The organism is Xanthobacter sp. ZOL 2024 (genome assembly GCF_052932325.1).
In genome coordinates this window covers 4,464,075-4,478,008 of record NZ_CM128808.1, presented here as the reverse complement: position 1 = coordinate 4,478,008, position 13,934 = coordinate 4,464,075, and the positions used below count along the sequence as shown (strand labels likewise).

Annotated in this window: 12 protein-coding genes; all 12 read left to right on the top strand. The window is 65.5% G+C overall.

What is annotated here, in order from left to right; genetic code table 11:
• Positions 1-66 precede the first annotated feature (66 nt).
• The 12 genes from nuoG to ACU4E7_RS20475 all read left to right on the top strand — a co-directional run bounded on the left by nuoG (position 67) and on the right by ACU4E7_RS20475 (position 13,271).
• Positions 67-2,142 (top strand): NADH-quinone oxidoreductase subunit NuoG, encoded by a 2,076-nt coding sequence (nuoG, locus tag ACU4E7_RS20530; RefSeq protein ID WP_447019957.1) that lies wholly within the window; start codon positions 67-69, stop codon positions 2,140-2,142.
• 103 nt (positions 2,143-2,245) lie between these two features.
• Positions 2,246-3,265, top strand: coding sequence for an NADH-quinone oxidoreductase subunit NuoH (gene nuoH, locus ACU4E7_RS20525; RefSeq protein WP_447019956.1), 1,020 nt, complete (start codon positions 2,246-2,248; stop codon positions 3,263-3,265).
• 52 nt (positions 3,266-3,317) lie between these two features.
• Positions 3,318-3,806, top strand: coding sequence for an NADH-quinone oxidoreductase subunit NuoI (gene nuoI / locus ACU4E7_RS20520; RefSeq protein ID WP_238121219.1), 489 nt, complete (start codon positions 3,318-3,320; stop codon positions 3,804-3,806).
• 294 nt (positions 3,807-4,100) lie between these two features.
• Positions 4,101-4,718 carry an NADH-quinone oxidoreductase subunit J gene (locus ACU4E7_RS20515; RefSeq protein ID WP_238121220.1) on the top strand — a complete coding sequence of 206 codons (618 nt, stop codon included), beginning with the start codon at positions 4,101-4,103 and terminating at the stop codon, positions 4,716-4,718.
• Between the two features lie 10 nt (positions 4,719-4,728).
• Positions 4,729-5,037 carry an NADH-quinone oxidoreductase subunit NuoK gene (gene nuoK / locus ACU4E7_RS20510; RefSeq protein ID WP_234052269.1) on the top strand — a complete coding sequence of 103 codons (309 nt, stop codon included), beginning with the start codon at positions 4,729-4,731 and terminating at the stop codon, positions 5,035-5,037.
• Positions 5,038-5,041: 4 nt separating this feature from the next.
• Positions 5,042-6,967: an NADH-quinone oxidoreductase subunit L gene (gene nuoL, locus ACU4E7_RS20505; RefSeq protein WP_238121221.1), complete on the top strand. Its 1,926-nt coding sequence runs from the start codon at positions 5,042-5,044 to the stop codon at positions 6,965-6,967.
• Positions 6,968-6,972: 5 nt separating this feature from the next.
• Positions 6,973-8,484 carry an NADH-quinone oxidoreductase subunit M gene (locus ACU4E7_RS20500; RefSeq protein ID WP_447019955.1) on the top strand — a complete coding sequence of 504 codons (1,512 nt, stop codon included), beginning with the start codon at positions 6,973-6,975 and terminating at the stop codon, positions 8,482-8,484.
• A gap of 13 nt (positions 8,485-8,497) precedes the next feature.
• A complete protein-coding gene (nuoN, locus tag ACU4E7_RS20495; protein WP_447019954.1) occupies positions 8,498-9,928 on the top strand; it encodes an NADH-quinone oxidoreductase subunit NuoN in 1,431 nt (476 codons plus the stop codon).
• A 3-nt stretch (positions 9,929-9,931) separates the two neighbouring features.
• Positions 9,932-10,699 (top strand): biotin--[acetyl-CoA-carboxylase] ligase, encoded by a 768-nt coding sequence (locus ACU4E7_RS20490; RefSeq protein WP_238121224.1) that lies wholly within the window; start codon positions 9,932-9,934, stop codon positions 10,697-10,699.
• A gap of 159 nt (positions 10,700-10,858) precedes the next feature.
• The gene (locus ACU4E7_RS20485; protein ID WP_447019953.1) at positions 10,859-12,529 is read left to right on the top strand and encodes a ribonuclease J; all 1,671 of its coding nucleotides are present in this window, start codon (positions 10,859-10,861) and stop codon (positions 12,527-12,529) included.
• Between the two features lie 54 nt (positions 12,530-12,583).
• Positions 12,584-12,988 carry a methylmalonyl-CoA epimerase gene (gene mce / locus ACU4E7_RS20480; RefSeq protein WP_238121226.1) on the top strand — a complete coding sequence of 135 codons (405 nt, stop codon included), beginning with the start codon at positions 12,584-12,586 and terminating at the stop codon, positions 12,986-12,988.
• A 10-nt stretch (positions 12,989-12,998) separates the two neighbouring features.
• The gene (locus ACU4E7_RS20475; protein ID WP_447019952.1) at positions 12,999-13,271 is read left to right on the top strand and encodes a DUF1467 family protein; all 273 of its coding nucleotides are present in this window, start codon (positions 12,999-13,001) and stop codon (positions 13,269-13,271) included.
• The last annotated feature ends 663 nt before the right edge of the window (positions 13,272-13,934 follow it).

Genomic DNA, 13,934 nt, shown 5'->3' with positions numbered 1-13,934 from the left:
GCGCGCCGGAACCGGTGCACGTGTCTCACGCCCGCGTCCGGCGCGGCACAAGGCGAGGTGGGAGTGATGGCGAAGATCGTCGTCGACGGCACAGAGATCGAGGTCCCGGCCGAATACACGCTGTTGCAGGCGTGTGAGGCGGCGGGGGTCGAGATTCCGCGCTTCTGCTTCCATGAGCGCCTCTCGATCGCCGGCAATTGCCGTATGTGCCTAGTCGAGGTGAAGGGCGGCCCGCCCAAGCCGACGGCGTCTTGTGCCATGGCGGTGAAGGATCTGCGGCCCGGCCCGAACGGCGAGCCGCCGGTGGTTCTCACCAAGAGCCCCATGGTGAAGAAGGCCCGCGAAGGGGTGATGGAGTTCCTGCTCATCAACCACCCCCTCGATTGCCCGATCTGCGACCAGGGCGGTGAATGCGACCTGCAGGACCAGGCCATGGCTTATGGCGCGGACACCTCGCGCTTCGCCGAGAACAAGCGGGCGGTGGAAGACAAGTACATGGGGCCGCTGGTGCGGACCGCCATGACCCGCTGCATCCAGTGCACCCGCTGCGTGCGCTTCACCACCGAAGTGGCCGGCGTTCCGGACCTCGGCGCCATCGGGCGCGGCGAGGATACGGAGATCACCACCTATCTCGAGCACGCCATGCGCTCGGAGTTGCAAGGCAATGTGGCGGACCTGTGCCCGGTGGGCGCGCTGACCCACAAGCCCTACCAGTTCCACGCCCGGCCGTGGGAGCTGATCAAGACCGAGTCCGTCGATGTGATGGACGCGGTGGGCTGCAACATCCGCGTGGACACCCGCGGCCGTGAGGTGATGCGCATTCTGCCGCGCACCAACGACCTGGTGAACGAGGAGTGGATCTCCGACAAGTCCCGCTATGTGTGGGACGGCCTGAAGGTGCAGCGGCTCGATCGCCCCTATGTGCGCAAGGGCGGCCGGCTGGTGCCGGCGTCCTGGATCGAGGCCTTTGCCGCCGTGGCGGAGAAGGTGAAGGCGGCGAAGCCGGAGAAGATCGGCGCGCTGATCGGCGATGTCGCCACCGTCGAAGAGGTGTTCGCCCTCAAGACGCTGATGGAGAAGCTCGGCAGCGCCAACATCGACTGCCGCCAGGACGGCGCCGCGCTCGATCCGGTCCTCGGCCGCGCCAGCTACATCTTCAATCCCACCATCGCCGGGATCGATGCGGCGGACGCCATCCTGTTGATCGGCACCGATCCGCGTCATGAGGCCTCCGTCCTCAACGCCCGCATCCGCAAGCGCTGGCGCCAGGGCGGCCTGAAGGTGGGCCTCATTGGCGAGCAGGTGGACCTCACCTATTCGTATGAGTATCTCGGCGCCGGCCCGGAGAGCCTCGCGGCGCTTCTTGGCACTGGCGGTTTCGCCGATGCGATGAAGGGCGCGGAACATCCCCTCATCATCATCGGCCAGGGCGCTCTCGCCCGTGCGGATGGCGCTGCGGTGCTCGCCCTCGCGGCCAAGCTGGCGACGGCGTGCGGCGCGGTGAAGGAGGGCTGGAACGGCTTCGGCGTGCTCCACACGGCGGCCGCGCGGGTGGGCGCCCTGGACGTGGGCGCGGTGCCCGGCCCCAAGGGCCTCGACACCAAGGCCATGGCGGCCGGCGGTCTCGACGTGGCGTTCCTGTTGGGCGCCGACGAGGTGGATGTGGAGCCCGGCGCGTTCGTCGTCTACATCGGCACCCATGGTGATCGCGGCGCCCATCGGGCGGATGTGATCCTGCCCGGGGCAGCCTATACCGAAAAGTCGGGCCTCTATGTGAATACCGAAGGGCGGGTGCAGTTCGCCAACCGCGCTGCCTTCCCCCCCGGCGAGGCGCGCGAGGATTGGGCGGTGCTGCGGGCGCTGTCCGAGGTGCTGGGCCAGACCCTGCCGTTCGACAGCCTCACCGGCCTGCGCGCCAAGCTGATGGCCGCCTATCCACACCTTGGCCGCGTCGACCAGATCGAGGCAGGCAAGGCGGACGACATCGCCAAGCTGGCAGACAAGGGCGGGGCGGTGGAAAAGGGCGCGTTCGCGCTGCCCATCGAGGATTTCTATCTGACGAACCCCATCGCCCGGGCCTCCGCCATCATGGCGGAATGCTCGGCGCTCCAGGCGGCCAGTGCCGCCGAGGCGGCGGAGTGAGCGCGATGGGACGCTACGGCAGGATTCACACGGCGCCGACGATGGCGCGCGCGGCCCGGGCTTCGGCCCGCGCGCGGCAAGCGTGAGGGGGCGATAAGAACCGATGAGCTGGCAGGATACCCTTCTCCAGGTGCTGATCATCCTCGGGCAGAGCTTGGCGCTGCTCGTGGCGCTTTTGATCTTCATCGCCTTCATTCTGCTCGCCGACCGCAAGATCTGGGCGGCGGTGCAGCTGCGGCGCGGTCCCAACGTGGTGGGGCCGTTCGGCCTGCTGCAGTCCTTCGCCGATCTGCTGAAGTTCGTGCTGAAGGAGCCAACGGTTCCGGCGGGCGCCAACAAGGTGCTGTTCCTTCTGGCGCCGCTCGTCACCTGCGTGCTGGCGCTGGCGGCCTGGGCCGTTGTGCCCATCGCCGATGGCTGGGTGATCGCCGACATCAATGTGGGCGTGCTCTATATTTTCGCCATCTCGTCGCTCGGGGTGTACGGCATCATCATGGGCGGCTGGGCTTCGAACTCGAAGTATCCCTTCCTCGCGGCCCTGCGCTCGGCCGCGCAGATGGTGTCCTACGAAGTCTCCATCGGCTTCGTGATCATCACCGTGCTGATGTGCGCCGGTTCGCTGAACCTCAGCGCCATCGTCGAGGCGCAGAACGGCCGGTTCGGTTTCCTGAACTGGTACTTCCTGCCGCTGCTGCCCATGTTCGTCGTCTTCTTCGTTTCGGCGCTGGCTGAAACGAACCGCCCGCCCTTCGACCTGGTCGAGGCGGAGTCGGAGCTGGTGGCGGGCTTCATGACCGAATACGGCTCCACGCCCTACCTGCTGTTCATGCTGGGCGAGTACGTGGCCATCATGACCATGTGCGCCATGGGGACGATCCTGTTCCTGGGTGGCTGGCTTTCGCCGCTGCCGTTCGCGCCCTTCACCTGGGTGCCGGGGCTGGTGTGGTTTGTCATCAAGCTCTGCTTCATGTTCTTCCTGTTTGCCATGGCCAAGGCCATGGTGCCCCGCTATCGCTACGACCAGCTGATGCGGCTGGGCTGGAAGGTGTTCCTGCCCATCTCCCTGATCGCCGTCGTGGTGGTCGCTGGCGTGCTGCACTTCACCGGGAATGCGCCCCAATGAACGTGCTTCCGACCCATCAGATGAGCCGCGTGACCGCGGCGGGAGAGCGCCCATGAAGCTCGATCAGGCCGCGCGCGCGTTTTTCCTGACGGAGATGGTCTCCGGCTTCTTCCTGGCCATGCGCTATTTCTTCAGGCCCAAGGCGACGCTGAACTATCCCTTTGAGAAGGGGCAGCTGTCGCCGCGCTTCCGCGGCGAGCATGCCTTGCGGCGCTATCCCAATGGCGAAGAGCGCTGCATCGCCTGCAAGCTCTGCGAGGCCATCTGCCCGGCGCAGGCCATCACCATCGAGGCCGGCCCGCGCCGGAACGACGGCACCCGCCGTACCACCCGGTACGACATCGACATGGTGAAGTGCATCTACTGCGGCTTCTGTCAGGAAGCCTGTCCGGTGGAAGCCATCGTCGAAGGTCCGAATTTCGAGTTCGCCACGGAAACCCGTGAAGAACTCTATTACGACAAGGAAAAGCTGCTCGCGAACGGCGACCGGTGGGAGCGTGAGATTGCGCGCTCCATCGCCATGGACGCCCCCTATCGTTGAGCGCGGGCCCGCCGCGGGAAGCCGGGGCGGGTAAGGAACGGGTCGCGGGTCGCCGCGGCGCAGAGGTCCGGAGCGGTCGCGCGCGGCCGATCGGGAGCTCGATCTTGAGTTGTGAGCGGGAATCGCCCATCGGGATGCCGGATGGATGCGGTCGGCTCGAGCACGGTGGACTTGTGGGATGGGTCAGATCTATCGACGCATCGACCGCGGGATGCGGGCCCCGGGATGGGGTGCCGGCCATCTCGGCGTGGCGCAATCGAGCGCGGAACGGGCGCGCAGAGGGGGGCTCTCCGCATGAGTGTCGCGGCAGCGTTTTTCTATCTCTTCGCGTTCGTGCTGGTGGGATCGGCCGTCATGGTCATCTCCTCGCGCAACCCGGTGCAGTCGGTTCTGTTCCTCATTCTCGCCTTCGTGAATGCGGCGGCGCTGTTCCTCCTGATCGGCGCCGAGTTCCTCGCCCTGATCCTGGTGGTGGTCTATGTGGGCGCGGTGGCGGTGCTGTTCCTGTTCGTGGTGATGATGCTGGACGTGGATTTCGTCGAGCTGCGCCAGGGCTTCCTGCAGTATCTGCCCATCGGCCTGCTGGTCGGCATCATCTTCCTCGCCGAGCTGGTGCTGGTGGTGGGCGCCTGGGCCACGGGCCCGGGCATCTCCGCCGCGGTGTCGGCTGCGGCCGCGCCGGCGGGGTCGGACGTGTCCAACGTCAAGGCGATCGCCCAGGTGCTGTACACGGACTACATCTACTTCTTCCAGGCGGCCGGCTTCGTGCTGCTGGTGGCGATGATCGGCGCCATCGTGCTCACGCTCCGCCACAAGGCCAATGTGAAGCGCCAGAATATCTCGGCTCAGGTGGCGCGCACGCCCGAGGCTGCCATGAAGGTGGTCAAGGTGCGTCCCGGCCAGGGACTTTGAGGGGGCAGCCATGGAAATCGGTCTCTCCCACTACCTCACGGTGGCGGCAATCCTGTTCACGCTGGGCACGCTCGGCATCTTCCTCAACCGGAAGAACGTGATCGTCATTCTGATGTCGATCGAGCTGATCCTGCTGTCGGTGAACATCAATCTGGTGTCGTTCTCGGCCTTTCTCGGGAACCTGACGGGTCAGGTGTTCGCGCTTCTGGTCCTCACCGTCGCGGCAGCCGAAGCGGCCATCGGCCTCGCCATCCTCGTGGTGTTCTACCGCAACCGCGGTTCGATCGCCGTCGAGGACATCAACGCCATGAAGGGTTGAGGCCATGTATCAGGCGATTGTCTTCCTCCCCCTCGTCGGCTTTCTCATTGCGGGCCTGTTCGGCCGTGCTATCGGCGCCCGCGCCAGCGAGGTGGTGACCACCACCTTCCTGTTCATCTCGTGCCTGTTCTCCTGGATCACCTTCGTCCACGTCGGCTTCGACGGCGAGACGGCGCGGGTGCAGGTGCTGCAGTGGATGAGCGTGGGCGATCTCAAGATCGACTGGGCGCTGCGCATCGACAGCCTCACCGCGGTGATGCTGATCGTGGTGACCACCGTGTCGAGCCTCGTGCATCTGTATTCGATCGGCTACATGCATGAGGATCCGAGCCGTCCGCGCTTCTTTGCCTATCTCTCCCTGTTCACCTTCGCCATGCTCATGCTGGTGACGGCCGACAATCTGGTGCAGATGTTCTTCGGCTGGGAGGGTGTCGGTCTCGCGTCCTACCTTTTGATCGGCTTCTGGTATGAGAAGCCGTCGGCCAACGCGGCGGCCATGAAGGCCTTCGTGGTCAACCGCGTGGGTGACTTCGGCTTCATGCTGGGCATGTTCGCGCTGTTCGTGATGACCGGCTCGCTGGCGTTCGATCAGGTGTTCGCGGCGGCGCCCGGTCTTACCGGCAAGACCATCAACTTCCTTGGCCAGAATTGGGACGCACCCACCGTCATCGCGCTGCTGCTGTTCGTCGGCGCCATGGGCAAGTCGGCCCAGCTCCTGCTGCACACCTGGCTGCCGGATGCCATGGAAGGTCCGACGCCCGTGTCGGCCCTCATCCACGCCGCCACCATGGTGACCGCGGGCGTGTTCATGGTGGCCCGGATGTCGCCGGTGTTCGAGCTGTCGCAGACGGCGCTGAATGTGGTGATGCTCGTGGGCGCCACCACCGCCTTCTTCGCCGCCACCGTGGCGCTGGTGCAGAACGACATCAAGAAGGTGATCGCCTATTCCACCTGTTCCCAGCTCGGCTACATGTTCGTGGCCATGGGGGCGGGGGCCTATACGGTGGGCATGTTCCACCTGCTCACCCACGCGGGCTTCAAGGCTTTGCTGTTCCTGTGCGCCGGCTCGGTCATCCACGCCGCGCATCACGAGCAGGACATGCGGCAGATGGGGGGGCTCTATAAGAAGGTGCCCTTCACCTATGCCATGATGCTGATCGGCACCCTGGCGATCACCGGCTTCCCCTTCACCGCCGGCTACTACTCCAAGGACGCGATCATCGAGGCGGCCTATGCCAGCCACAATGCCTTCGCGCTCTATGGCTGGGCCATGACGGTGATCGCCGCGGCGCTGACCTCCTTCTATTCCTGGCGCCTGGTGTTCATGACCTTCCACGGCAAGCCGCGGGATCACCACCTCTACGACCACGCCCATGAATCGCCGCCGGTGATGACGCTGCCGCTGGCGGTGCTGGGGCTGAGCGCGCTGATTTCCGGTTATGCCCTCTACAACGTGTTCGTGGGCTCGGACGTGCACGAGTTCTTCCGGGCGTCCATCTACATGGGGGCGGAGAACCACATTCTCCATGCCATGCATGAGATCCCGGAGATGATCGTTCTGGCGCCGACGGCGATGATGGTCCTGGGCTTCCTGGTGGCCTATTGGTTCTACATCGTGAACCCGAAGGTGCCGGTGGCCCTCGCCCAGTCCCAGGACGCGCTCTACCGGTTCCTGCTGAACAAGTGGTACTTCGACGAGCTCTATAACGTCCTGTTCGTGCGGCCCGCCTTGTGGCTCGGCAGGCTGCTGTGGAAGCGGGGCGACGGCACCATCATCGACGGCTTCGGCCCCGATGGCGTGTCGGCCCGGGTGCTCGACGTCACCGGCCGCGTGGTGCGGCTGCAGACCGGGTATCTCTACCATTATGCCTTCGTGATGCTGATCGGCGTCGCGGCCCTTCTCACCTGGTTCATGTTCGCCGGAGTGTGACGACGATGACAGACTGGCCTATCCTTTCGGTCGTCACCTTCCTCCCCCTGGTCGGCGCCCTGTTCATCCTCGTGGTGCGCGGCGACGATGAGGTGGCGGCGCGCAATGCCCGCTGGGTGGCGCTGTGGACGACGCTCGTCACCTTCGTGGTGTCGCTGCTGCTGCTGCCGGGCTTCGATGCGGCGGCGCCCGGCTTCCAGTTCGTGGAGAAGTCGGCCTGGCTCGGCGATATCGCCGCCTACCACATGGGCGTCGATGGCATCTCCCTGCCGTTCGTGATCCTCACCACCTTCCTCATGCCGTTCGCCATCCTGGCCTCCTGGGAGAGCGTGCATAAGCGGGTGAAGGAATACATGATCGCCTTCATGGTCCTTGAGACCATGATGATCGGCACCTTCACCTCGCTCGATCTGGTGCTGTTCTACTTCTTCTTTGAAGGTGGCCTGATCCCGATGTTCCTCATCATCGGCATCTGGGGTGGTCCGCGGCGCATCTATGCGGCCTTCAAGTTCTTCCTGTACACCCTGGCGGGTTCGGTGCTGATGATGCTGGCCATCATGGCCATCTACTGGCAGGCCGGCACCACCGATGTGCCCACCCTGCTGCAGCACGGTTTCCCGCCGAGCATGCAGACTTGGCTCTGGCTCGCATTCTTCGCCTCGTTCGCGGTGAAGATGCCCATGTGGCCGGTGCACACCTGGCTGCCCGATGCCCACGTGGAAGCGCCCACCGCCGGTTCGGTCATCCTGGCTGGCGTGCTTCTGAAGATGGGCGGCTACGGCTTCATCCGTTACTCGCTGCCCATGTTCCCGGAGGCGAGCGCCTATTTCGCGCCCATGGTGTTCACCCTGTCGGTGGTGGCGGTGATCTACACCTCGCTGGTGGCGCTGGTGCAGGAAGACATCAAGAAGCTGATCGCCTATTCGTCCATCGCCCACATGGGCTTCGTGACCATGGGCATCTTCACCATGAACGAGCAGGGCCTGCAGGGCGCCATGTTCCTCATGATCTCGCACGGCTTCGTGTCGGGCGCGCTGTTCCTGTGCGTGGGCGTCATCTATGACCGTATGCACACCCGCGAGATCGCCGCTTACGGCGGGCTCGTGAAGCGCATGCCGCTCTACGCGACCTTCATGATGGTGTTCACCATGGCCAACATCGGCCTGCCGGGCACCTCCGGGTTCGTGGGCGAGTTCCTCACCATGCTGGCGGCGTTCGAGCGCAACACCTGGGTGGCCTTCTTCGCCGCCACGGGCGTGATCCTCTCGGCGGCCTATGCCCTCTACCTCTACTGGCGGGTCATCTTCGGCAAGCTGGAGAAGGAGAGCCTGAAGAACATCCTGGACCTTTCGCCGCGGGAAATGGCGATCCTGACGCCGCTGGTGATCATCACCATCCTGTTCGGCGTGTGGCCGGCCCCCATTCTCAACATGACATCCCATGCGGTGAACGCGGTCGTCGCGCGCACCGATCAGGTGGCGGGTGCGGTGAAGACCGCGCTCCTCCTCAGCTTCTGATTTCGAGGTCGCTATGACGCAGCTCCTGCCTCCGCTCGGCGCTGTCCTGCCCGAACTGGTGCTTGCCGTCTCCGCTATCGTGCTGATCCTCATCGGCGCGTTCCGCGGGGAGGGGGCCGCCAATTTCGTCACCGGCCTCGCCATCGCGGTGCTGGCTGCGGCGGGCATCCTGGTGCTCCTGGGCCCCGGCGGCGACGTGGTGGCCTTCCACGGCGCCTTCGTGTCCGATCCGTTCAGCCGCTTCATGAAGCTGTTGGCCATCTTCGGCGCCACCATCTCGCTGGTGATGGCGGTGGACTGGCAGAACCGTGAGAAGCTGGCGCGGTTCGAATATGCAGTGCTGTTCGTCATCTCGACCCTCGGCATGTGCATGCTGGTGTCGGCGGGCGATCTGATCGCCCTTTATCTCGGCCTCGAGCTGATGAGCCTTTCGCTCTATGTGGTGGCGGCCATCAACCGCGACTCGGTGCGCTCCACCGAGGCGGGCCTGAAGTATTTCGTGCTGGGCTCGCTCTCCTCGGGCATGCTGCTTTATGGCTCGTCGCTGCTGTACGGCTTCACGGGCTCGGTGAACTTCAACGTGATCGCCAGCGTCGTGACCTCCCCGTCCATCGGCCTCATCTTCGGGCTGGTGTTCGTTTTGGCCGGCCTGTGCTTCAAGATTTCGGCGGTGCCGTTCCACATGTGGACGCCGGATGTGTACGAAGGCGCGCCCACCCCGGTCACCACCTTCTTCGCCACCGCGCCGAAGGTGGCGGGCATGGCCATCTTCATCCGCGTGGTGGCGGAAGCGTTCCCGCATATCGGCCATCAGTGGCAGCAGATCGTGGCCTTCGTCTCCATCGCCTCCATGGTGCTGGGCTCGTTCGCCGCCATCGGCCAGCGCAACATCAAGCGCCTGCTCGCCTACTCCTCCATTGGCCACATGGGCTTCGCCCTGGTGGGCCTCGCCGCCGGCACGGCCGAGGGTGTGCGCGGCGTGCTGGTGTACATGACCATCTATGTGGCCATGACGCTCGGTTCGTTCGCCTGCGTGCTCACCATGCGCCGGCAGGGCCGGGCGGTGGAGAATATCGACGACCTCGCCGGTCTCGCCCGCAACAATCCGTTGATGGCGCTGATGCTCGGCGCGCTCATGTTCTCGCTGGCGGGCATTCCGCCCCTGGCCGGCTTCCTGGCGAAATATTACGTGTTCGTCGCCGCCATCCAGGCGGGCCTCTATGGCCTTTCGGTGATCGGTGTGCTGGCGTCGGTGGTGGGTGCGTACTACTACCTGCGGGTCGTCAAGATCATGTATTTCGACGAGCCGGCGGAGGCGTTCGACCCCATGCCGACCGAGCTGAAGGCGGTGTTGGGGCTCAGCGGGCTTTTCACGATCTTCTATTTCGTTTATCCCGCTCCTCTCATTGAGGCGGCGGGGGCCGCCGCCCGGTCGCTCTTCTGATCTATGGCTCAATACGAATTTCAGGGTTCCACGGTTCCCATCATCCGGTTCACGGAGATCGGCTCCACCAATGCGGAGGGTCTCGCCCGCTTGGCGCGTGGCGAGACCATGCCCGTTTGGCTGGTCGCAGATATCCAGACCGGCGGGCGCGGCCGGCGCGGGCGTCCTTGGACCTCCGAGCTCGGCAACCTGTTCGCAACGCTGGTGCTGCCCAATCCGGCGCCGCTCGCCAATCTGGCGCAGCTGTGCTTCGTGGCTGGGCTCGCCGCACGTGATGCGGTGCTTTCGGCCGCCCCGCAGGTGGCCGCAGAGCAGCTGAAGCTCAAATGGCCCAACGACCTGCTGCTGGAGGGCGGCAAACTCGCCGGCATCCTGGTGGAGGGCGGCACCGACGCAGCCAATCGGCCGGCGGCGGTGATCGGTTTCGGAATCAATTGCCTGCATCACCCGGATGATCTGCCCTACAAGGCGACCAGCCTGGAGGAGGCCGGTGCGCCGACCGCCCCCGACCGGCTGCTGGAGGCCCTGGACCTCGCCATGGCGGTCCGCCTCAACCAGTGGCATGGTGGCAACGGCTTTGCCGGCATCCGCTCCGACTGGATGCGCCATGCCCTGGGGATGGGCGACCAGGTGAGCGTCAAGGTTGGCGAGCGGGAAGTGATCGGCCGTTTTGAGAATATCGACGCGCGCGGCGCGATGATGCTACGCCGTCGCGATGGCGTGGCGGAGATCATCACCGCCGGCGACGTGTCATTGCGCGTGCCGGACTAGCTCCGGCCGGCTTCTTTCGAGTGCGGGAGGGGATGGCGAAGACGGTCGCGCAGCGCGAGGGGCGGCGGTGGCGACGGTTCGAGGCATTTATTTCAAGCTCATGCGGCGTCCGCCTTCTCCCACGGCGCGGTGAGCGTTTGTGTTGGAAGTGATCAGCCGATGGCAGTGACGGAAGAACTCGTGTTCGCGCCCTTAGGGGGCGTGGGCGAAATCGGCATGAACCTCGCGCTCTACGGCATTGGGCCGCGGAAGGCGCGACAGTGGCTGATCGTCGATTTCGGCATGAGCTTCGCCGGCGACGAGGCGCCGGGCGTGGACCTCGTTTTGCCCGACATCCGCTTCCTGGAAGCGGAAAAGACCAACATTGTCGGCATGGTCATCACCCACGGCCACGAAGACCACATCGGCGCCGTGCTCGACCTTTGGCCGCGGCTGAAGTGCCCCATCTACACCACCCCCTTCACCGCCGGGCTGCTGGAGGCGAAGCGGGCAGGGGAGCCGGGGGCACCGTCGGCGCTGCCGATCAACGTGGTTCGTTCGGGCGAGAGCGTGGACCTCGGCCCGTTCGAGGTGGAATTCGTGCCGGTGGCGCACTCGATTCCCGATAGCCATGCCCTCGCCATTCGCAGCGCCGCCGGGCTGGTGGTGCACACGGGCGACTGGAAGCTCGATCCCAATCCCGTGGTGGGACGGCCCACCGACGTGGCGCGCCTCTCGGCGCTCGGCGATGAGGGGGTGCGGGCGCTGGTGTGCGATTCCACCAACGCCATCCGCGACGGGGTCTCCCCCTCCGAGCAGGATGTGGCGGCTTCGCTCAAGGAGATCGTCGCCAAGGCCAAGCACCGGGTGGCCTTCACCACCTTCTCCTCCAATGTCGCCCGCGTGCGCGGCATCGCCGAGGCGGCGATGGCCGCCGGCCGCGAGGTGGTGGTGGTGGGCCGGGCCCTGGAGCGGGTGATCGGTGTCGCCCGCGAGCAGGGCATGCTCGACGGTATTCCCCCGTTCCGCAGCGCCGAGGCCTATGGCTACCTGCCCCGGGAGCGGGTGGTGGCTATCCTCACCGGCAGCCAGGGCGAGCCGCGGGCCGCGCTCAAGCGCATCGCCGATGACGACCATCCGGAGATCGCGCTGTCGCCCGGCGATCTCGTGGTGTTCTCCTCGCGCACCATTCCCGGCAATGAGAAGGTGGTGAACACCATCATCAATGCCCTGGTGAAGAGCGGCATCGAAGTGATGACCGATCGCAACGGGCTGGTGCACGTGTCCGGCCATCCCCGGCGAGGGGAGTTGGAGCAGATGTATGCGCTGGTGCGGCCACAGCTGGCGGTGCCGGTGCACGGCGAGCCGCTGCACCTGCATGAGCATGCCCAGCTGGCCCGCGGGCTCGGCGTGCCCGAGGTGGTGAATTGCTATGACGGGCAGGTGCTGCGTCTGGCCCCCGGTCCGGCGGAGCGGGTGGGCGAGGTGCCATTCGGGCGGCTCTACAAGGATGCCCGGCTGCTGCTGGCGGAAGGCGGGCGCACCCTGCCGGAGCGCCGCAAGCTCAGCTACGTGGGGGCCATCTCGGTGGCCGTGGCGGTGGACAAGCATGGCACCCTGGCGGGGGATCCCTCGGTGGAACTCACCGGTGTTCCCGAGCGCGGGGAGGGCAATGTGGACATGCTGGACCGTGTGCTCGACACGGTGGTGGCGACGCTGGATGGCCTGCCGAAGGCCCGCCGGCGCGATCCCGATGCGCTGGCTGACACGCTGGAACGGGCCGTGCGCGCGGCCGTGAACGCTGTGTGGGGCAAAAAGCCCGTTTGCCACGTGCACGTTCTCGAAGTGTGATGGGTGGAACGCGGCGCCAGCGACAACCCGCAGGCGCAAGACAATGAGGGAAGCATGATCGGACGGCTGAACCATGTGGCCATCGCGGTGCGCGACATCGCGGCCGCGTCTGCGCTTTATCGCGATACCTTGGGGGCGGAGGTGTCCGCCGCGGTGCCGCAGGCCGAGCATGGCGTGACCACGGTGTTCGTGACCCTGCCCAATACGAAGATCGAATTCCTGGAGCCCCTGGGGGCGGACTCGCCCATCGCCAAGTTCCTGGAGCGCAATCCGGACGGCGGCATTCACCACCTCTGCTACGAGGTGGACGACATCATCTCCGCCCGCGATCAGCTGAAGGCCAAGGGGGCGCGGGTGCTCGGCTCCGGTGAGCCGAAGATCGGCGCCCATGGCAAGCCGGTGCTGTTCCTTCATCCGAAGGACTTCAACGGCACCCTTGTCGAACTCGAGCAGGCGTGAGGGCGCGGCGATGTCGGTCGCAGCCGTCGTCGCCATCTATTTCATCGTGTGGTGGGTCACGCTGTTCGCGGTTCTGCCGTGGGGCGTGCGATCCCAGCTCGATGCGGCGGTGCCGGTGCCGGGTAGTGATCCCGGCGCGCCGCAGCGGCCGATGCTCTGGCGCAAGATGCTCGCCACCACGGTGATCGCCGCTTTGGTGACCGCTGGCGTGGTCTATCTCCTCACCAGCGGCGTGATCGCCCTGGAGGATCTGCCCATGCCGTTCGATACGTCCTCGCAGTGAGGCGACCGGTCCCAGTGAGTCGGCTGCCGACTCACTGGGACAGATAAATCAATACATTGATATAAAAATGAGGTTGCATGCCGCATCGTCAGGGGCGCTCTCAGGGGCGCTCCTGGCGTGGTGTGGGTTGCGCATTTGCTGGAGCGCCAAGACGGTGGGTGATGGCTGCGGGTGGCCCGCAGCGGGGGCCAAGTCCCCTCTGCAGCAGGGCCAAGATTGGAAGGGCCGCGGCGTGGACAGGGCGTCGTCATTGCCCTGCCGAGCCCTGTAATGCATTGATTTGACAAAAAGAAAAGGCGAGGTCCGGTGACCTCGCCTTTTTTCATTCCACGGCTTTCGTGCCCCACGCGGGTCTATCGCCCACTGTGCCGAGACACGGCCAATCCGTGATGCCGATTCCGTATGCGCTCAAGAAGAGCGGCCGCCGGCCGGCTTTTGTTTTCGATTCCTCCCGAGACCCGGACCGCGTTCGCTACCCATGCGAGTGGGTCAGCGACGATCCCCTTTCTTGTGCGCAGACAAACTAGAACAAGAATCTGTCGTTTGTCATCCTTGCGCCGCAATAAGATGCGCATTGCGCTGCACCATGGTATTTCGATAGGGGGGTCGGTTCAGCGGGCTTGTGTTTTGCCGACGCTTCCGCTTTCACTCCCCACACTCCTT